The organism is Candidatus Pseudothioglobus sp. Uisw_086, from assembly GCF_048085745.1.
Taxonomy (GTDB): Bacteria; Pseudomonadota; Gammaproteobacteria; order PS1; family Pseudothioglobaceae; genus Pseudothioglobus.
This window is the reverse complement of sequence record NZ_CP159803.1, coordinates 924,000-942,361: the sequence shown is the minus strand read 5'-3', so window position 1 is coordinate 942,361 and position 18,362 is coordinate 924,000. Positions and strand designations below refer to the sequence as shown.

Annotated in this window: 20 protein-coding genes; 4 read left to right on the top strand and 16 right to left on the bottom strand. The window is 34.4% G+C overall.

Annotation, left to right across the window (positions count from 1 at the left end):
• From ABXT49_RS04715 to ABXT49_RS04690, 6 genes are all read right to left on the bottom strand, one after another.
• Positions 1-1,293: an aminodeoxychorismate synthase component I gene (locus ABXT49_RS04715; RefSeq protein ID WP_416650750.1), complete on the bottom strand. Its 1,293-nt coding sequence runs from the start codon at positions 1,291-1,293 to the stop codon at positions 1-3.
• Between the two features lie 4 nt (positions 1,294-1,297).
• Positions 1,298-1,909 (bottom strand): tetratricopeptide repeat protein, encoded by a 612-nt coding sequence (locus ABXT49_RS04710; RefSeq protein WP_416650748.1) that lies wholly within the window; start codon positions 1,907-1,909, stop codon positions 1,298-1,300.
• A gap of 92 nt (positions 1,910-2,001) precedes the next feature.
• Positions 2,002-2,850 (bottom strand): OmpA family protein, encoded by an 849-nt coding sequence (locus ABXT49_RS04705; RefSeq protein WP_416650746.1) that lies wholly within the window; start codon positions 2,848-2,850, stop codon positions 2,002-2,004.
• Between the two features lie 10 nt (positions 2,851-2,860).
• A complete protein-coding gene (tolB, locus tag ABXT49_RS04700; RefSeq protein ID WP_416650744.1) occupies positions 2,861-4,141 on the bottom strand; it encodes a Tol-Pal system beta propeller repeat protein TolB in 1,281 nt (426 codons plus the stop codon).
• Entirely contained in the window at positions 4,138-4,335 is a 198-nt protein-coding gene (gene iscX, locus ABXT49_RS04695) for a Fe-S cluster assembly protein IscX (RefSeq protein WP_416650742.1), read from the bottom strand. Before iscX ends, tolB begins: the two co-directional genes overlap by 4 nt.
• 77 nt (positions 4,336-4,412) lie before the next feature.
• The gene (locus ABXT49_RS04690) at positions 4,413-6,518 is read right to left on the bottom strand and encodes a RelA/SpoT family protein (RefSeq protein WP_416650740.1); all 2,106 of its coding nucleotides are present in this window, start codon (positions 6,516-6,518) and stop codon (positions 4,413-4,415) included.
• 135 nt (positions 6,519-6,653) lie between these two features.
• On the opposite strand from ABXT49_RS04690, the gene ABXT49_RS04685 reads away from it, so the two are divergent.
• The 3 genes from ABXT49_RS04685 to ssb are packed head-to-tail and all read left to right on the top strand — an operon-like array spanning position 6,654 to position 9,084.
• Positions 6,654-7,424 carry an outer membrane protein assembly factor BamD gene (locus tag ABXT49_RS04685; RefSeq protein ID WP_416650738.1) on the top strand — a complete coding sequence of 257 codons (771 nt, stop codon included), beginning with the start codon at positions 6,654-6,656 and terminating at the stop codon, positions 7,422-7,424.
• A gap of 14 nt (positions 7,425-7,438) precedes the next feature.
• The gene (locus ABXT49_RS04680; RefSeq protein WP_416650736.1) at positions 7,439-8,596 is read left to right on the top strand and encodes an MFS transporter; all 1,158 of its coding nucleotides are present in this window, start codon (positions 7,439-7,441) and stop codon (positions 8,594-8,596) included.
• Between the two features lie 17 nt (positions 8,597-8,613).
• Positions 8,614-9,084 (top strand): single-stranded DNA-binding protein, encoded by a 471-nt coding sequence (ssb, locus tag ABXT49_RS04675; RefSeq protein WP_416650734.1) that lies wholly within the window; start codon positions 8,614-8,616, stop codon positions 9,082-9,084.
• 17 nt (positions 9,085-9,101) lie between these two features.
• Here the strand turns inward: ssb and acpS are convergent, their stop codons facing one another.
• From acpS to ABXT49_RS04635, 8 genes are all read right to left on the bottom strand, one after another.
• The gene (acpS, locus tag ABXT49_RS04670; RefSeq protein WP_416650732.1) at positions 9,102-9,500 is read right to left on the bottom strand and encodes a holo-ACP synthase; all 399 of its coding nucleotides are present in this window, start codon (positions 9,498-9,500) and stop codon (positions 9,102-9,104) included.
• A complete protein-coding gene (gene pdxJ / locus ABXT49_RS04665) occupies positions 9,497-10,228 on the bottom strand; it encodes a pyridoxine 5'-phosphate synthase (RefSeq protein ID WP_416650730.1) in 732 nt (243 codons plus the stop codon). Before pdxJ ends, acpS begins: the two co-directional genes overlap by 4 nt.
• Positions 10,229-10,236: 8 nt before the next feature.
• Positions 10,237-10,923 carry a DNA repair protein RecO gene (recO, locus tag ABXT49_RS04660; RefSeq protein ID WP_416650728.1) on the bottom strand — a complete coding sequence of 229 codons (687 nt, stop codon included), beginning with the start codon at positions 10,921-10,923 and terminating at the stop codon, positions 10,237-10,239.
• Positions 10,916-11,800, bottom strand: coding sequence for a GTPase Era (era, locus tag ABXT49_RS04655; protein WP_416650726.1), 885 nt, complete (start codon positions 11,798-11,800; stop codon positions 10,916-10,918). The genes recO and era overlap by 8 nt, the downstream gene beginning before the upstream one ends.
• Positions 11,797-12,462: a ribonuclease III gene (gene rnc / locus ABXT49_RS04650; RefSeq protein ID WP_416650724.1), complete on the bottom strand. Its 666-nt coding sequence runs from the start codon at positions 12,460-12,462 to the stop codon at positions 11,797-11,799. The genes era and rnc overlap by 4 nt, the downstream gene beginning before the upstream one ends.
• A gap of 3 nt (positions 12,463-12,465) precedes the next feature.
• Positions 12,466-13,260: a thymidylate synthase gene (thyA, locus tag ABXT49_RS04645; RefSeq protein ID WP_416650722.1), complete on the bottom strand. Its 795-nt coding sequence runs from the start codon at positions 13,258-13,260 to the stop codon at positions 12,466-12,468.
• A complete protein-coding gene (lgt, locus tag ABXT49_RS04640; protein WP_416650720.1) occupies positions 13,257-14,045 on the bottom strand; it encodes a prolipoprotein diacylglyceryl transferase in 789 nt (262 codons plus the stop codon). The genes thyA and lgt overlap by 4 nt, the downstream gene beginning before the upstream one ends.
• A gap of 134 nt (positions 14,046-14,179) precedes the next feature.
• The gene (locus tag ABXT49_RS04635) at positions 14,180-14,647 is read right to left on the bottom strand and encodes a DUF1643 domain-containing protein (RefSeq protein WP_416653526.1); all 468 of its coding nucleotides are present in this window, start codon (positions 14,645-14,647) and stop codon (positions 14,180-14,182) included.
• Between the two features lie 94 nt (positions 14,648-14,741).
• Between ABXT49_RS04635 and ABXT49_RS04630 the strand changes: the two genes are divergently transcribed.
• Positions 14,742-15,722 carry a D-cysteine desulfhydrase gene (locus ABXT49_RS04630; RefSeq protein ID WP_416650718.1) on the top strand — a complete coding sequence of 327 codons (981 nt, stop codon included), beginning with the start codon at positions 14,742-14,744 and terminating at the stop codon, positions 15,720-15,722.
• A gap of 12 nt (positions 15,723-15,734) precedes the next feature.
• Here ABXT49_RS04630 and ABXT49_RS04625 read toward each other — a convergent pair whose 3' ends face one another.
• Together ABXT49_RS04625 and ABXT49_RS04620 are read right to left on the bottom strand one after the other, a co-directional pair.
• Positions 15,735-17,249 (bottom strand): ABC transporter permease, encoded by a 1,515-nt coding sequence (locus ABXT49_RS04625; RefSeq protein WP_416650716.1) that lies wholly within the window; start codon positions 17,247-17,249, stop codon positions 15,735-15,737.
• Positions 17,242-18,306 (bottom strand): quaternary amine ABC transporter ATP-binding protein, encoded by a 1,065-nt coding sequence (locus tag ABXT49_RS04620; protein WP_416650714.1) that lies wholly within the window; start codon positions 18,304-18,306, stop codon positions 17,242-17,244. Before ABXT49_RS04620 ends, ABXT49_RS04625 begins: the two co-directional genes overlap by 8 nt.
• Positions 18,307-18,362: the final 56 nt, after the last annotated feature.

Here is an 18,362-nt window from a genome sequence, read left to right as displayed (position 1 = left end):
CTAATTCTCAAAAACCTTTAAAAGTCCTGCTGCCTTGTGTTTTGTTTCAGCTAATTCTTTTTCAGGTATTGAGTCATATACTATTCCAGCTCCTGCTCTAAAACTTAAAGCATCTCCTTCGTGGATGAAGCTACGAATAAGGATGTTGAAATCCATCTTGCCGTTTTGGCTTATGTACCCAACTGATCCTGTATATGCCTCTCTCGGCATCTGCTCTAGTTCATTAATGATCTCCATGCAGCGCACCTTTGGACACCCTGTAATAGTTCCTCCTGGAAATAGAGCTCTAACAATGCCTTTAATACCAATATTATCACGAAGTTTTCCTTTTATATTAGAGACAATATGATGAACAAATGGATAGGTCTCTAGAGTCATTATTTCGTTAACAAAAACGCTGCCATACTCACACACCCTTCCCATGTCATTTCTCTCTAAATCAAGAAGCATTACATGCTCAGCAATTTCTTTAGGATGATTTATTAGGTTATCTTTTTGAGTTTTATCTAAGTCACCCTTTCCCCTGGGATGAGTACCTGCAATAGGTCTTGTCTCAAGAGTTTTGTCATTCACACTAAAAAGCCTTTCTGGAGAAGAGGAGATTATGCTGAAATTTTCATATTGAATTAGAGCAGAAAAAGGCGCTGGATTAGCTTTTTTTAGAGCATTATAGATTATTGCTGAATCTGTAGTTTCTGTTAGTTGATATTGCCATTTTCTTGACAGGTTAACCTGAAAGACATCACCTGCAATAATATAATCTAAGCTACTTTTAACGCCATCAATAAATTTACTTTCAACCTCTTCAGATTGACTGCCTTTGATTCTTTGTGTTGGAGTTTTATCAAGGAGCTTAATATCAGATAATATTGAATTAATACGGGATTGGTTATTATCTTGATCAATAATGAAAGTTTTGTCTAGTTTGTGGTCTACAATTATTGCTGATGGCACTTGAACTGCGTAAGCTATTGGTAGTTTTGATTTATGTAATTTAGAGGCTAAAGTTGACTCAATCTGACCTATCAGCTCATATGATAGGTAAACAAACCATCCTCCAATAAAGGGGAGGTCAGAATCTAACATAGTTGATTTACTTTTGTCTTGAAGTTCTTTTAAAAAATCAAAGTCAGAAAAATCCTTAAGAACAATATTCTCACCAGGGAATGCAAACAATATTGAGTATCTGTTGTTTTCGTTGTGATTAACGCTTTCAAGTAAAAAAGGGTAGCGGCCTTTATTGAGATAACAAAAAGAAGTTAAATCTACTTTTTGTATTTCTAATATTTCCACTAAATTAAAGGTCTAAAAGTAATTGATTTGCTTTATCAATCAAAGGGTGAATAGGATATTGCTTAATCATATCTATTAACAACAACTTAGCCGCACTTACTTCATTTAGTTTATCCAAGACCCTTGCCAATTCAAACATTGAGTCTGCAAATTTTAAGTGTTCTTGATTGTTAGACTGATAATCTAAAAATGAATCTTTTGCTTTTAAATATTTCTCACTTTCAAAATAAGCTCTTGCAAGCCACAACTTTGAATTTTTTAGATTTGATGAATTAGGAGAGTTTTTTGCAAAGCTTATAAATAGAGTAATTGCTTTCTCATAATTCCCAAGAAGAAATTCATTTTTCCCATCTGAATAAAGCTTTTCAGCGCTGTTAGACTGAATTTTTTTAGTTGATTTTTTTTCTTGTTTAGTATTAGAGAGATTTAATTCAATGATTTGAAGAAGTTCTGCAATCTTGGCAGAGCTGATTCTTTGCTCTTCTTTAATCAGTTCAATCTCATCTTTTAATGAAAGGATTTCATTATTTAGGGATTTAACTTCTTTGTTGATTTTTAAGATTGCAAGGTCTAAATCAAGGCCTTCGTTAGCATAAACCCCATGCTGAAATAACATAGGGTTTATGAAAAGTATAAATATAAGAATATTCTTTTTCATCAAGCGACAAAAACTATTTACTTAAAAAAGATTTTGAGAAAACTTTACCTCTAGTAGTAAGAGAATTCTACTCTTCGGTTCTCTTCCCACGCCATTTCATTGCTTCCAACTAGAATTGGAGACTCTTCACCATAGCTTACAACTAAAATTCTGTCATCAAGGTTGTAAAGGCTTAAGACCTCTTTTACGCTTAAGGCTCGATTTTCACCAAGTGCTAGGTTATATTCACGGGTTCCACGCTCATCTGCATGACCTTCTAATCTCAAGCTTAGTGAAGGATTGTCTTGCATAAAGTTAGCATGCTCAATAATCTTTCTTGTAGATACTTCATCTATCTCAGTATCGTCATAATCAAAATAAAGAATAAAAGAGTCACTAGAATTTTTGAAATTTTCAATAATTGCTAACATTGCTGCTGCATCATCCATTAACGCCTGTATAAGCTCATCTCTATTAGCTAAATTTCCATCTGCATCAAGTACAATTAAGTCACCCAGACCCTTAGAATTGATCATTTCGATAAGTGCATCATCAGACAGTGATTCAAGTTCTGCCGTCTTACCGTCAAGCAAGTCTCCACTTTCAACAATAGCATTTATGATTTGATCTCTATTTTGAAGATTACCATCTGCATCAAGAACAATAAGATCTCCCAATCCCTTCTCTTTAGCAATTGCAATTAACTCATCATTAGACAATTGTTCAAGCTCATCAATTGTAAATCCGCCGTCTTCATCGATTGCAACTAGGGTTGCATCACCTCCAAGATCTGCTTGCTCAGTTGCAGCATCACTTGGGTTAATTAAATCAAGAAACTTATCGCCCAGTTCAGAAATACTATTAGCACCACAAGAACTTAAAAAGATAACACTTGATAAAAGTAGAATTTTTTTTGACATTTTTTTTTCCTTAGTTTGAATAATTTGACCAAGTAGGTTCCCTTACTTCGCCGGTTTTTTGCATTAATTCAACAATTTGGTTGTTGTGAAGTGAAATTATAGACAAAATTCCCTTGTTGTCTCTATTAGTTGAAAAAATAATCATTCCACCGTTTGGAGAAAAGTAAGGAGATTCATCTGATTTGTTTCGAGTCATTACAGTTAAGTCTCTAGAATTGATGTCTAATAAGGCGACCCTGTAGTCTTTATCAACTCTGTGAATGAGTGCCAAATCTTTGCCATCAGGCGAAAAAACTGGTTTTGCATTGTATCGACCTTCAAAAGTAGCTCGAGATATTTTGCCAGAATTAAGATCTTTTATATAAACTTGAACTTGGCCTGTCCTGTTAGAAGTAAACGCAATACTATTACCATCTGGTGAAAAACTAGCTTCTGTATCAATTGATATGTTTTTAGTTAGCCTCTTAAGACTCTTAGATTTAAAGTTATATAAATATATATCTTTATTTCCTTGTTTGGAAATTGTTAGCGCAATACTATCTCCGCTTGGGTGGAAAGTAGGTGAGGATGCAATACCATCAAATTTTGGCAACTTAATTGGAATTGTTTTTAAAAACGGAGTCATCACAAAAACTTCAGACCTATTATTTTTAAAAGAGACATAAGCAAGTTTTTGTTGATCTTTTGACCAGGCTGGAGATAAAATTGGGTTTGATTGTCTAACAATTGTTTGAGGGTTTTCTCCATCAGAGTCGGATATTTGAAGCCTGTATGTTCTTCCACCGCTATTATTATCAGTCACAGTCACATATGACAGCCTAGTGTTAAAAGAGCCTTTTTGTCCAAGAAGCACATAATAAATCTTATCACTTAGGAAATGAGCCATTCTTCTAAAGCCAGAGTTACTAACAGTAATCTTTTTTTGGTATAAGCTTTTTTCAGAAAAGACATCGTAAATATAAATATAAATGTTGTAAACCTTTGGGCTTATTTGCTCAACTTTTCCAAAAACAACTGCATCTTTTTTATGTTCTTTCCAAAAGTTAAAATCAATTTGATTTGTTACCAATGCGTCAGTACTTAAGGCGCTAAATTGGCCTGATCTATTTAAATTATCTCTAATAATTTTAGCGATGTCTACATTTTCTTTTGAGTCACCAATTATTTCAAAAGGGGCAATAACTATGGGAAAAGCAGCTTCTTTAGATTTTAAAATATTTACTTCTAAAAGTGCATTAGCTGAAAATGACAATAATAGGTTGAATAACAAAATAAACTTTAAATATTTCACTCTTTCTCCTCAATCCAGTTCATTTGTATGGCCTCAAGAACCCTTTCACCGCATTTACTTTGTCCTTCTTCAAAATCCTCAAGATCCATAACAAGTTGGCGTAAATCAACAAAATTGATAGTTTTAGGATCTATATCAGGAGAAGCTTCTTCTAATGAAATAGCAATTTCAAGTGAGTCAGTCCAGCAAAGCATTATGTAATAGCATTAATAATTAATAAAGGTGTAATTTTAATCAATTCGAATGCTGGTTTTATTTATTTTAATAAAAATTAAACTCTTGCTGCTGAAACAAGATGTGGAAGCTTATTAAGTTGTTCTAGCACGTCATTTAGCTGAATGATATTTTTAACAACAACAACAATGTGAAATAGCCTTGTTGAGTGTTGACTTTCTTGCTGCTCAATATTTTCAATATTAACACCTAGGTTGGCTATGGTGTTAGCAATTGCAGCTAAACGGCCACTTCTATTTTCAACTAGGGCACTTATTGCAACTTCAAAGACTTCATCTTCATCCGAGTTCCATTCAATTTCCATCCATTGAGCATTTTTTTCTTTAATATGCTCTAGATTTGAACAGATTGAACGGTGCATAACCAGCCCTTTTTGTGAAGTTAAAACACCTGTAACTTCATCTCCAGGAATGGGGTAGCAACAATGAGCAAAGTTTATTGCCATTCCTTTTGTTTTATTAATAGAAATTGTATTAATTGTTTCATTATTAATATCTTGAAGGAGTTTATTGATAACTACAGCAACAAATATTTCAGACAATCCTACTTTAATATATAAGTCTTGAAAATCAAAACAATGGAGTTCTTTCAGACATTTATCCCATTTATCTTTTGGAACATCATTAATTTTAATTTTTTGATAATTAAGTGCATCAGAAATCAAAAGTTTTCCTAGTTTAGCTAACTCAGTCTTTGAGTTATCTTTGAGATGTGCCTTTATTGCAGTTTTGGCCTTTGAAGTTACAACAAAATCTAGCCAGCTTGGCTTGGGTTTAACAAAGCGACTTGTAATTATTTCCACCGTTTGTCCAGATTTAAGCTCTGTTGAAAGCTCTACTTCAGTTCCATTAATAGTGGCTTTTTGAGATCTTTTTCCAATGTTAGTATGAACGGCATATGCAAAATCAAGAACAGTTGCTCTAACAGGAAGCTGAATTATCTTGCCAGCTGGAGTAAACACAAATACCTCATCAAAAAATAAGTCGGCCTTTGTGTTTTCTAAGAAGTCAGCCGAAGTATCAGTATTTTGTTGAATATCTAGTAAAGATCCAATCCAATTTCGAGCTAATTTATCAGTTGGCTTATCAGTATTTTTATAGTGCCAGTGTGCAGCGATTCCATATTCAGATATAAATTCCATCTCTTGAGACCTAATTTGAACTTCAATAAACATTTTTCTGGGACCAAGCACCACAGTATGGATAGACTGATAACCATTTGGTTTTGGAGCTGAAATATAATCTTTAAATTTAAGTGGAATAGGCTTATAAAGACTATGAATATGCCCTAGAGTCTGATAGCAGGTATTCGTATTTTCTACTACAATTCTAAAGGCATGCATATCAAGAACTTCGGAGAATTTTTTTGATTTAAACTTCATTTTATTGTAAACACTCGAAGGTTGTTTTTGACGTCCTTCAATTGTTGCATTTATACCTTCAAACTTAAGCCTATTTTCAATTTCGTTTTTAATGAGATTTATTGTTTTCTTTTGATTTCCATATTGCTTACTAATCTTCTTTTTAATTATTAGGTGCTTTCTTGGGTGGAGCGTCTTAAAACATAAATCATCTAGTTCTACCCTTATACTATGAAGGCCAAGTCGTCTTGCAATTGGAGCATGTAGCTCAAAAGTTTCCTTTGCTTTTTGTATTTTTTTTTCGTCACTCATTGAGTCTAAAGTGCGCATATTATGAAGTCTATCTGCCAATTTAATAACCATAACTCGCATATCTTTAGACATAGCCAATATTAATTTTTGAAAGTTTTCAGCTTGTTTTTGTGAGCTTGAAGTAAATTCTAAGCTAGTCAGCTTTGATACTCCTTCAACAATATGTGCTACTTGCTCCCCAAATTGGACTTGAACATCATTTTTAGTTACCGAAGTATCTTCGATGCAATCATGAAGAATTGCAGCAACAATACAAAAATAATCAAGCTTTAGATCAGCAAGTATTAAGGCAACAGATAGAGGGTGATGAATATAAGGCTCACCTGATTTTCTAAATTGACCAGAATGTGCTTTATTAGCGACCCTGTATGCAAGTTTTACTAACTCTACTTCCTTATGAGACAAGTAGCTGTTCAATACTAAGCATAAGTCATCAATCTTAATATGCTTTTGAAAAAGAGATGAGGTCATTAATATAATTAAAATATAAGGATTATATAATTATAAGCATGTTGTTATTAACATGAAGTTCTTTATATAAAGCTTTGCATAGAAATATCACATAAGTATAATTTACTGTTTCATGTTAACTTTTAAACTAATGTAATGATTAAGTCCTCAATTCTATTGCTTACTTCTTTATTTTTACTAGCTAGTTGTTCTCCTTTTGGAGACAATAAAAATGTTAATAATTCCATATCTAATGGGCTTTCGCCTAAAGAGTTATATAAACTATCAGAACTCAAACTTAATGCTGGTTCAGTTGATCAAGCAATTGATCAGCTTGAAATAATAATTGCAGCATATCCTGGATCAAAATATGCAATTCAAGCTAGACTAGATATTTCATATAATTTATTAAAGCAAAAAAAATATAATCTTGCTTTAGTTCAAGCAGATGAATTTATTGAAAAATATCCTGCTCTTAACTCGACACCCTATGCATATTACTTGAGAGGTGCTATTGAAGAAGAAAGATCGTCTTCTATACTTGACAATATAATTACAGATAGTGCACAAAGAGATGTTAAAAGTGTTAAAGATGCTTACAATTATTATATCTTATTGATAGATAGATTTCCAAGTTCAAAGTACTCAGATGAGGCAAAAACAAAATTAATAAGGCTTAAAAATACTCTTGCTCGCCACGAGTTTTTTGTTGGCCTTTACTATACTAATAATAAAGCCTACATTGCATCGATAAATAGATGTAAATATATTATTGAAAACTATCCAAATTCTCCCTCTATTCCCGATGCTCTTAGCTTAATGTCTTATAATTATGATGAAATTGATGCGCCGATCTTGGCTGATGACTTAAGAGTAATTCTTAAGTCAAACTTTCCTAGCTACTCCCCTTCTTATTCGCTAAACTAATTTTTGTTGGATAAATGAATCATACTGAAAGATTTATTACTCTAAGGGTGTCACTCATAATGGGTGTGAGAATGCTTGGATTATTTATGCTCTTTCCTGTTATGAGTGTTTATGCTGGTGATTACGATAGCTCTACTCCCTTCTTAATTGGAATTGCAATAGGAATTTATGGCCTCACTCAGGCTTTACTTCAAATACCTTTTGGCTATCTTTCAGATCGCTTTGGAAGAAAACCTATTCTAATCATTGGGCTTATAATCTTTTTGTTAGGTAGTGTTGTTGCAGCTAATGCGTCAAGCATTATATATATAGTTATTGGCAGAGCATTGCAAGGAGGCGGGGCAATATCAGCAGTTTTAATGGCTTTCTTAGCTGATTCTATATCTGAGGATAATCGAGCAAAAGCAAATGCTTTTGTTGGCTTTCAAATTGGCGTGGCTTTTATGCTTTCATTAATTATTGGGCCAATAATAACCTCAAGGGTTGGTCTTTCAGGATTATTTTGGATTATTGGACTTCTCTCAATTATTGCTATGCTGATAGTGATTTCTCTTCAGCATAGCAATCCAATTAATTATTATCGGCTTTCTTTTGGAGCGCTTAAAGAAACCTTAAGTAGAGAGTTAATTACTTTAGATTTCAGCGTATTTTCACTGCATTTAATCCTTGCAAGTGGCTTTATAGTGATGCCATTACTTATTATGGAAAACCAAATAGTCAGTATGATTGATAACTGGCAGCTTTACCTTCCAGCAGTAATATTTTCGTTTATAGGTATGCTACCTCTTATAATTATCTCAGAAAAATTTAAAAAAACAAAATACATATTATTGTTTAGTATTTTTCTATTAATTATTAGTCAAATTATTTTTTATATATCAAGTTTAAATTTTTCAGTTTTTCTAATTACCCTAACCATTTTCTTTGTTGCTTTTAATACTGTTGAAGCAATTCTACCTTCTTTGTTGTCTAAAACTGCGAGTGCCTCTAAAAGAGGCCTTGCTATGGGTATTTTTTCAACATCACAGTTTTTAGGTACGTTTATTGGTGGTTCAATTGGCGGTTTGATTTATGACATTTACGATTTAAATAGTGTATTCTTATTCACCATATTTATAGCAATTATTTGGTGGTTTATGGTTCTTTTTTCACCACTTAAAACTAAAACTTAACAGGAGTAAATGTTAGCATGGCCGGAATAAATAAAGTAATATTAGTTGGTAATCTAGGTGCGAAACCTGAAATTAAATACGCTTCAAATGGAAACGCAATAAGCAATTTATCAGTTGCAACTAGTGAATCTTGGACTGATAAAAATACTGGCCAAAAACAAGAAAGAACTGAATGGCATCGTGTAAGTTTATTTGGAAAAGTTGCTGAAATAGCTGGCCAGTATTTAGATAAAGGCTCTAAGGTTTATGTTGAGGGTAAATTACAAACTAGAAAATGGCAAGATCAAAGTGGGCAGGACCGTTACACGACTGAAGTTGTGATAAGTGGATTTAATGGAACCTTGCAGATGCTTGATCGTCGTGATGACTCGAGCTCTCCAATGCAATCACAACCCCAATCTACGCCGCAGCCTGCTCAAAATACTCAACAAGCGCCAAGTATTACTCCGGTTGCTCAAGATGAATTTGAGGATGATATTCCTTTTTAGAACTGAACTAAGTTTTTCTAGCTTTGATCTTCAGAATCTAGTTTTTCAAGGACTACAAAAGCGACTGCATTTTTACTTTCATCTGATATGCTTAGGTGCCCTTGCTTAATACCTTTCTCTAATAAATATAGTCTTAGCTTTTCACTAGGTAAAAAATAAGGCTTTCCATTTTCATTATTTCGAACAGTTAAATCTTGAAAGCTAACTACCCTTCCAATTCCTGTACCTAAAGCCTTTGAAAATGCCTCTTTTGCAGCAAAACGTTTAGCAAGAAAAGCAGCGCTATCGGCCTTATTTGCAAACAAAGCCTTTTCATGCTCGGTTAGCACTTTATTTATAAAGCCATCGCGATTTTTTAATATAATTTTTTGGACTCTGTCTATGTTTACTATATCAGTTCCAATTCCATAAATCATATAGCTCTCGCTTCTAATAATAAAGCTTTCATTTCAGATGTTGCGTTAGCAAGACCAACGAATAGTGCCCTTGAAATAATTGAGTGTCCAATATTTAGCTCAACAATTGATGGGATTTTAGCTACAGCAGGAGTATTTAAAAGTGTTAAACCATGCCCCGCATTAACTTGTATTCCAAGGCTTATAGCATATTCGCAGGCCTCAGATATTCTTTTGAGCTCAAATTCAGACTCTTCTTTAGAGGCTGCATCTGCATAGTGGCCCGTATGAATTTCAATTATTGGTACACAGCATTCAGCTGCAGCATCTATCTGTCTTTTATCGGCATCAATGAAAAGGGATGTTTTAATATTATTTGAACTAAGACGAGCACAAACCTCTTTCATTCTAACTATTTGTGAAGCAACATCCAAACCACCTTCTGTTGTAAGCTCCTGCCTCTTCTCTGGGACAAGGCAGCAGTCTTCAGGCAGAACATTAGAAGCAATTTTGAGCATTTCATCAGTTGCTGCCATCTCTAAATTCATTTTTGTTTTTAACTTGGACTTTAACTCAATTACATCGTTATCTTGAATATGGCGCCTATCTTCTCTAAGGTGAAGCGTAATACTATCAGCACCAGAATTTTCACAAATAAGCGCTGCATCAACTAAGCTGGGATATTTTGTACCTCTGGCCTGTCTTAATGTAGCTATATGGTCTATATTAACGCCAAGGAAAATGCTCATAATTACGCCTAATTAACAAAAAATAATTCTTTACTTTTAAGCGGTTTATCACCTAAAAGAGGTTTTAATCTTTTTCGATTCAACTTTTTTAAAGTGTTCAACCCTTTAGAGTCAGGAATTACTTGATTAGGGCTAACAATATTTAATAGAATTTCACCTAAAATTTTACCTTCAGTTTGTGCAATAAAACCCAGATCTTCAATAAAATCATAAAGGCCATTGATTTTGATTGGGTTGCCCTCAATATCATCATTAAAGTCAAGCCCATATCCTAATTCTTGCAACAATTGATTTTCAAATATGCGAAGTGAGTATTCTTTTTCAGGGATAGATTTATGATTTATATTTTTGATGAAGCCCCAATAGGCGCTAAAAATCTTACTATATTCATCTCCTTCTGGTAGAAGCCTAATAAGAAGCTCATTTACATAGATAGCTAATATCAAGTCATCACCAAGAAGTCGGCGCGGCTCATCGGAAATTTCCCAGTGAGAGAGGCTCTTTAGATCACTCTTCCCCTTAAATGAAATACTTAGGCACTGAAACATTTGAAGTGATGTTTTGCTGCTTCTAGCGCCTCTTGCTATCAGGCGCAACCTGCCGTGGTTTTCAGTAAAGAAATCGAGTAATAGAGAGCTTCCTTGGTACATTCTTCGATGAATCAAAAATGCTGGAGAATTCTCAACCCTAGTCATAACCTAGAGATGCTAAGGCTCTTTTGTCATCTGACCAGCCTTGTCTAACCTTAACCCACAGCTCTAAGAATACTTTTGCTTCTAAAAAACCCTCAATTGTGATGCGTGAATCTTGCCCAATTTTTTTCAACATTTCACCTTTATGGCCTATTACAATGCTTTTCTGCGATGCTTTGTCAACAAAGATTCGCGCAGCAATTCTATACATTTTACCATCAAGCTCAAACTTTTCAATTTCTACTGTAATGTCGTATGGTAGCTCATTCGATAAGTTTCTCATTAGTTTCTCACGAATGAACTCAGATACAACAAATTTTTGAGAGCGATCTGTAATGTAATCATCATCATAAATAGGCTCTTGTTCAGGTAAATATTTAAGAATCAAGCTTCTAAGTTGCTTTGTATGGGATCGGTCAAATGCAGACAAAGGGAAGACCTCATTGGCTTGAAATTTCTCACCAAGCATCTCTAGGTAAGGCAGTATCTTATCCACTGAGCTTGATTTGTCAATCTTATTCACACAGATTATGACCGGTATATCAACCTTACTTAGATGCTCTAACACGCGAGCATCCTCTTTTGTCCATTTAAATATTTCAACAAGCCAAATTATCATATCCACATCGGCAAAGCTTGAGCTAGCAGCTTTATTCATATATGAATTGATTGCTTTATTGTTTCCAATATGAATTCCAGGAGTATCTACAAAAACCATCTGATAGTTTTTCTGAGTGTCAATAGCATTAATTCGGTGCCTAGTTGTTTGAGGACGGTGCGATGTGATTGAAAGCTTTTGCCCAATTAATTCATTAACAAGGGTCGATTTACCTACATTTGGTCGCCCTACAACTGCGATGAAGCCTGATTGAAAATTCATTTATTTAAGATACCTTTTAAAATTGATTCAGCACAGGCTTGTTCTGCTCTTTTAATACTTTTTGCACTCTCTTCAACACCAAGATTATATTCCTTAATAGAACAGTTGACATAAAAAACAGCGTTATGATCCTTACCTTCGGTTTTAATAAGCTCATACACTGGCAAAGCGTATCCTTTTTTTTGTAATAACTCTTGAAGTTGAGTTTTAAAATCTTTCAATGAATCTTCTGGCCCTGATTCATTTAAAAGGTCATTATAGAGCTTTAAAACGATTTCACTAACTGTTGCATAATCAGAATCCAAGAAGATAGCACCTAGAATAGCTTCAAATGCGTCTGCCTGAATTGACTCACGTCTAAATCCACCACTTTTTAACTCTCCTTGACCCAATAGCAAGCTTTCAGAAATATTGAGTATTTTGGCAAGCTTAGCTAAAGTCTGACCTCTGACAAGACTAGAGCGAAGTCTTGATAGTTGTCCTTCATCAATCAACGGAAAGCGCTGATAAATTTCTAGAGAGATTACGCATCCTAAGACACTATCACCAAGAAACTCCAATCTTTCATTATTTTTTTTACTAACGCTTCGATGAGTTAAGGCTTGCTTAAGGAGATTAATGTCTTTAAATTGATAAGAAATATTTTTTTGTAACTTTTGCATACGCTAGATTGCAACTGGAGCTTTAATTGGATCATCATGTTCATACTCAGAGAGCTCAAAATCTTCATATTTATAGCCAAAAATACTTTCTGGCTTTCTATGAATTAAAATCTTTGGAAGTTTTTTTGGAGTTCGTTTTAGCTGAGTTTCTACTTGCTCAAAGTGATTTGCATAAACGTGGCAGTCTCCACCACTCCATACAAAGTCCCCAACTTCAAGATTACACTGCTGAGCTACTATATGAGTAAGCAATGCATAAGAGGCAATGTTGAAAGGGACTCCTAGAAATATGTCAGCACTCCGTTGGTAAAGCTGACATGATAGCTTCCCATTCGCTACATAAAACTGAAACAACGCATGGCATGGAGCAAGCGCCATTTTGTCTAACTCTCCAACATTCCAACTTGAAACAATAATTCGCCTTGAGTCTGAAGAGTTTTTAATGAGATTAATAGCCTCTTTGATTTGATCAATCTCATTACCTTCAGAGTTTTTCCATTTTCGCCATTGAGCACCATATACTGGCCCTAAGTCTCCATTTTCATCTGCCCATTCATTCCAAATATTTACTTTATTTTCTTTTAGATATTTGATATTTGTATCACCCTTTAAAAACCATAACAGCTCATGAATGACTGAAGGAACATGCACCCTCTTAGTGGTTACAATTGGAAACCCATCATTTAAATTAAATCGCATTTGATGACCAAAAATACTTTTAGTTCCAGTACCAGTTCTGTCAGTTTTATCAGCACCAGTATCTCTTACTAGTCTTAAAAAATCTAGATATTGTTTCATGTTCTACCTTTTACATAATAGGATTTATAAAATATATACAGGCCAATGAGAATCATTGGGAGGCTCAACGCTTGGCCCATTGTTAGCCACTCAAAAGCTAAGTAACCAAGGTGCGAGTCAGGCACTCTTATAAATTCAATTATAAATCTAAAGGCGCCATAAAAAATCAAAAATAAAGCTGAAGTGGATCTAATGGGTGGATTTTTTTTGCTAAAAAACCATAATATGACAAACAAGACTACTCCCTCGAGTAATGCCTCATATAATTGAGTTGGATATCTTTGAGCCCAGACACCACTTTGGTCAGGTGCATAAATCCCCCAAGAGCTCTCTGTTATTTTCCCCCAAAGCTCTCCATTAATGTAGTTTCCTATCCTTCCAAAAGCAAGCCCTAACGGGATAAGTGGCGCAATAAAATCAGTCGTTTGAAAAAAAGAAAACTTTGATTTCCTATTAAATAAAATCATTGCAATCAAAACGCCTAAGAAGCCTCCATGAAAAGACATTCCACCATTTTGAAAATTAAAAAATGTTAAGGGGTTTGCTATAAAAACCGAGAAGTTATAGAAAAGTAAATAACCAAAACGCCCTCCCAGTACAGCGCCTAAAGCGCCATAAAAAATTAAATCATCAACATGCCCTGCATTCCATTCAGAGTATGATTTAACGCGAGATCTTGCAAGTAAATAGGCTGCTAAAAATGCCAAAAGATACATGACCCCATACCAGTAAATTTGTACAATTCCTAAGTCTAAAATTACTGGGTCAATTACAAAGTATTTCACAGATTAAATGAGCGCATAAATGTAAAGTTTACGTTGGTTTAATTTAAGAATTGTAAGCATATTTCATTATCTATTGAATTATAGGCAATGTTGCCATTTTAGTGTATCAAACTGGGCATTGATAAGCCAAATAACTAGTTAATAAAATTGATCAATCCTTGGTCTTTCTTTTGATAAAGCGGGTGCGCAGGCTGACCTGATTTATTAATTTTTAGACACATTGGCCTATTAATAATTTCTAACACCTCCTTGTCTCTATTCAGGAAATAACCATCATTACCCCACGCTACAACTGTTAATTCGCTCTTTCGATAGTTTTTTAAAATATGCATATTATTATCTTTCCCTATTGGTAATTTGACTTTTTTGAGTTCCATTGGATAGGTCGACATATAAGCAAACAAATTAACCATGATTAAGCCACCATACCCCCAATCTTTAGCAAAATTGATACATCTTGTTAATGTAGGGTCGTCAACTGTTTCATCTGCAATAGAAGGGTTTAATCCAATGAATAAAACATAGCCATCTGCTGAATTCCAGGATCTTGTTAGAGAGTAACGGTATTTTCGGCAGCTTGAGAATACTGCGCTTTTCTTTATAGTTCTCATTTATATTAGTTTATCTATAAAATAATTTCAATGTTCTAGAAGAGCATCAAATGTAGCTTTATTTTTTTAACTCTAGTTTATTTTTATGATTGATAATTTTCCAAGAATTAAGCTTGGCCATTTTCCTACTCCTATAGAGTCTTTAAAAAATATTACTAAAGTTCTTGGCGGTCCTGAAATATTTATCAAAAGAGATGACTGTACAGGGCTAGCAACTGGAGGCAATAAAACAAGAAAACTTGAATTTATAATGCCTGATGCTATAAAAAACAAGGCAGATCTTGTTGTCACTGTTGGTGCGATTCAGTCCAATCATGCAAGACAGACAGCTGCCGCATGCGCAATACTTGGGATTAAGTGTCTTATTGTATTGGAACAGAGACTTGCTAACGCTCCTGACTCTTATATGAATTCAGGAAACATTTTCTTAAATAAAATTTTTGGTGCTGAGATGATTTTGTGCCCTACCAATAAAAATGTTGAAGAGTTTGCAGAAGAAATAATGGATGATAGAAAGAGGCAAGGTGCTAACCCTTACTTTATCCCAGTTGGTGGAAGCAATCACTTAGGGGAACTTGGGTATATTGAATGTATGCGAGAGATTATTGAGCAAGATAGTGAAAAACTCTTTACTCATATTATTTTAGCAACTGGAAGTGGTGGGACTCATGCTGGACTTATTGCTGGGAAGGCTCATTATCAAAGTGATATTGAAATTATAGGAATAAGTATTAAGGATAAAAAACTTGATCAAGAGGAAAAGGTTTTTAGATTAGCTAAAAACTCTTGTGACTTCATCCAATGTAAAACTCTAGATCGCAAAAACGTTATAGTTGAAGATGCTTATGTTGGTGAGGGTTATGCCATCCCTACTGAAGGCATGAAAAAAGCTTTAAAACTAATGGCAAGAAAAGAGGCTATATTGCTTGACCCTGTATACTCTGGAAAAGCATTCGATGGCCTTATTGATTTAGTTAAAAAAGGGCACTTCAAAAATTCAGATAAAATTTTATTTATTCACACCGGTGGATCAGCAGCCATTCCAGCCTATGAATGGGCATTTTAGTATAAATACTACTTAGTCCCTTTTCTTTCCTTGTATTACTCTATCAAGTATTAGAGCACAAAATAAGATTGCAATTCCGGCCAATATTCCTTGGCCAACATTAGCATATTGTAGGGCCTCTAGAACATCTTGTCCTAAGCCTTTTGCGCCAATTAATGAAGCAACTACAACCATTGCTAAGCTCAACATTACAGTCTGATTTACACCAGCAAGAATAGTTGGCATTGCAAGAGGTAAATCAACCTTAGTCAATAAATACCATTTAGAGCCACCATAAGCTATTGCCGCCTCCCTTATAGTTTCAGGTACACCTTTTAATCCTAATACAGTAAGCCTTACCACAGGAGTTCCTCCAAAAATCATGGTAATAATGACTGCTGAGACTTTTCCAGTTCCAAAAAATGCAATAACTGGAATCATAAATACAAATGCAGGCATTGTTTGCATGAAATCCATAATTGGCCTGATAAAGGCATAAAACCTAGGCCTAGTGGCGCAATATATACCGAGTGGTATGCCAATAGATATACTCAGAATCGCAGCTGTTCCTAACAATGCCAACGTTGTCATGGCCTTTATCCAAAAACCTAGAAAACCCATGTATGCTAAAAATGCTAAAGAATATACAGCTGCCCTTGGCCCAGCAGAGAGGCCAGTCATTAATACTATTGCACTAATAACTACAATCCAAGGAGTTGTTACAAAAAGCATCTCTAGGGCATCAAGGACTGACCTTATTCCAAAGGTAATTGCAGTAAAAAGAACATCACCTTTAATTACAGCATAATCAAAAGCCCTTTCTACCCCATCTATTGAAGAAAGCCTTATGTCAGGATGCGTTGGGAAATCTGCAAACAAAACAACAAGATTTGGAAAACTATAGTGTATTGTTGAAAAAATAATGATTACCAAGACAAATGAAATGCTTAAAAGAAAGTTTTTAAATTCCATTCCTGGGCTTATTTGTTTATTAGAAAGCCACTCTGAAAACTTTTTTTCTAAAATAGAATTAGCCAATACACCTTGTAATACCCTTATTAAAATAAACAGAAAAATACCACTAATGGCAATTGCAACTCCAGACGCTTCAATGCTTTGAGCTTCCTGTAAATACCCTCCAATTGAGTCTTCAAGTGACTTAATTGTTCTTCTGAACATTTCAACTTTATCTGAATTGCTCTCAATAGCAGCTTGTAGTTGCTTCTCTCGAAAATCAATTGTTGATTGAACTTTTGCAATTTTGCTATAGGCTTCGGCGCTAATATTGCCAAAAAACCCTCTCACAATTTGAACAATTGCAAATGTTTCAATCAGTAAAAATGCTAAAGACCAGTTCCATATGTTTCTAACCCCAAACCATGCTGAGCCAAATAAAAATGCAAATAAATTAAAGGATACAACAAATTTTGAGCTGTTATTGATGCGGCCAAACTCATGAACATAGTATTCAGAATTAGTTTTTACAAAAACTGGAATTTGATCAGTGTTTGCGTAATCATCATTGGGTATTAGGTTATCTTTACTCATCCTGGCCCTCAACAATAGATACCAGTAAGTCTTTTTGAGATACCACGCCAACATCCTGGCCATTTTTATTGCTTATTACGATTGGCTTATCACTGGCAACAGAACTCTCAATTAGGCTACTTAAATCATCATTCTCTGACATTCTTATGGCATCTTTTGGAATTGCGCCATAATTTTTACTAAACTCATCAATTGGCTTCATTATCGATTTTGCTTTAACGACTTCAAGTCTTGAAATTCCTTTTACAAAGTCTGCAACATAGTCATCCTCTGGGTTCATAACTATCTCTTCTGGGGTGCCAATTTGAATAACTTTACCATCTCTCATGATAGCAATACGATGACCAACTTTAACAGCTTCATCTAAATCATGAGTAATAAAGACCGTTGTTTTTTTTAATTTCTTAGATAATTTTATAAACTCTTTTTGAAGTTGCCTTCTAATCAAAGGGTCTAATGCACTGAAAGGCTCATCCATCAATAGTATTTCAGGATCAGCAGCTAAAGCCCTTGCAAGGCCTACTCTTTGCTGCATTCCACCAGACAGTTCATGAGCATATTTATTACCCCAGCCTGTTAACTCGACTGTATTGAGGATTTCATTTGCTTTTCCATACCTCTTATTTTTATTAACCCCTCTTATTTCAAGTGGCATAGCAATATTGTCAATCACAGAGCGGTGAGGCATCAGCGCAAAGTTTTGAAAGACCATGCCTATTTTTTTATTTCTAAAATCTTGTAATTCTTTTCTTTCTAGGGCCATTACGTCTTGACCATCTATTAGTATTTTGCCTATTGTTGGTTCTAAAAGCCTATTAATGTGTCTTACAAGAGTTGACTTTCCACTTCCAGATAGGCCCATTACGCAAAATATTTCACCAGGCTTAATGTCAAATGAAACATCTGAAACACCAATAACTGAGTTGTAATTTTCTAATGCGTCTTGCTTTGAAATATGATCTTCAGTAATTGCTTTTAATGCCTCTGGAGAGGTATTTCCAAATATCTTAGAGATATTTTGAATTTGAATAAAGCTTCCGGAGTTTTCTTGCGACATAGTATTTACATTAATTGAAAAAAAACCGGCGCATATAAAACGCCGGCTTTATAACG

Coding starts and splice junctions, on each gene's coding strand:
- ABXT49_RS04710 (WP_416650748.1), bottom strand. CDS start 1,909: ATGTTATTTCAGCATGGGGTTTATGCTAACGAAGGCCTTGATTTAGAC.
- ABXT49_RS04705 (WP_416650746.1), bottom strand. CDS start 2,850: ATGTCAAAAAAAATTCTACTTTTATCAAGTGTTATCTTTTTAAGTTCT.
- iscX (WP_416650742.1), bottom strand. CDS start 4,335: ATGCTTTGCTGGACTGACTCACTTGAAATTGCTATTTCATTAGAAGAA.
- ABXT49_RS04690 (WP_416650740.1), bottom strand. CDS start 6,518: ATGACCTCATCTCTTTTTCAAAAGCATATTAAGATTGATGACTTATGC.
- ABXT49_RS04685 (WP_416650738.1), top strand. CDS start 6,654: ATGATTAAGTCCTCAATTCTATTGCTTACTTCTTTATTTTTACTAGCT.
- ABXT49_RS04680 (WP_416650736.1), top strand. CDS start 7,439: ATGAATCATACTGAAAGATTTATTACTCTAAGGGTGTCACTCATAATG.
- ssb (WP_416650734.1), top strand. CDS start 8,614: ATGGCCGGAATAAATAAAGTAATATTAGTTGGTAATCTAGGTGCGAAA.
- acpS (WP_416650732.1), bottom strand. CDS start 9,500: ATGATTTATGGAATTGGAACTGATATAGTAAACATAGACAGAGTCCAA.
- pdxJ (WP_416650730.1), bottom strand. CDS start 10,228: ATGAGCATTTTCCTTGGCGTTAATATAGACCATATAGCTACATTAAGA.
- recO (WP_416650728.1), bottom strand. CDS start 10,923: ATGACTAGGGTTGAGAATTCTCCAGCATTTTTGATTCATCGAAGAATG.
- era (WP_416650726.1), bottom strand. CDS start 11,800: ATGAATTTTCAATCAGGCTTCATCGCAGTTGTAGGGCGACCAAATGTA.
- rnc (WP_416650724.1), bottom strand. CDS start 12,462: ATGCAAAAGTTACAAAAAAATATTTCTTATCAATTTAAAGACATTAAT.
- thyA (WP_416650722.1), bottom strand. CDS start 13,260: ATGAAACAATATCTAGATTTTTTAAGACTAGTAAGAGATACTGGTGCT.
- ABXT49_RS04630 (WP_416650718.1), top strand. CDS start 14,742: ATGATTGATAATTTTCCAAGAATTAAGCTTGGCCATTTTCCTACTCCT.
- ABXT49_RS04625 (WP_416650716.1), bottom strand. CDS start 17,249: ATGAGTAAAGATAACCTAATACCCAATGATGATTACGCAAACACTGAT.
- ABXT49_RS04620 (WP_416650714.1), bottom strand. CDS start 18,306: ATGTCGCAAGAAAACTCCGGAAGCTTTATTCAAATTCAAAATATCTCT.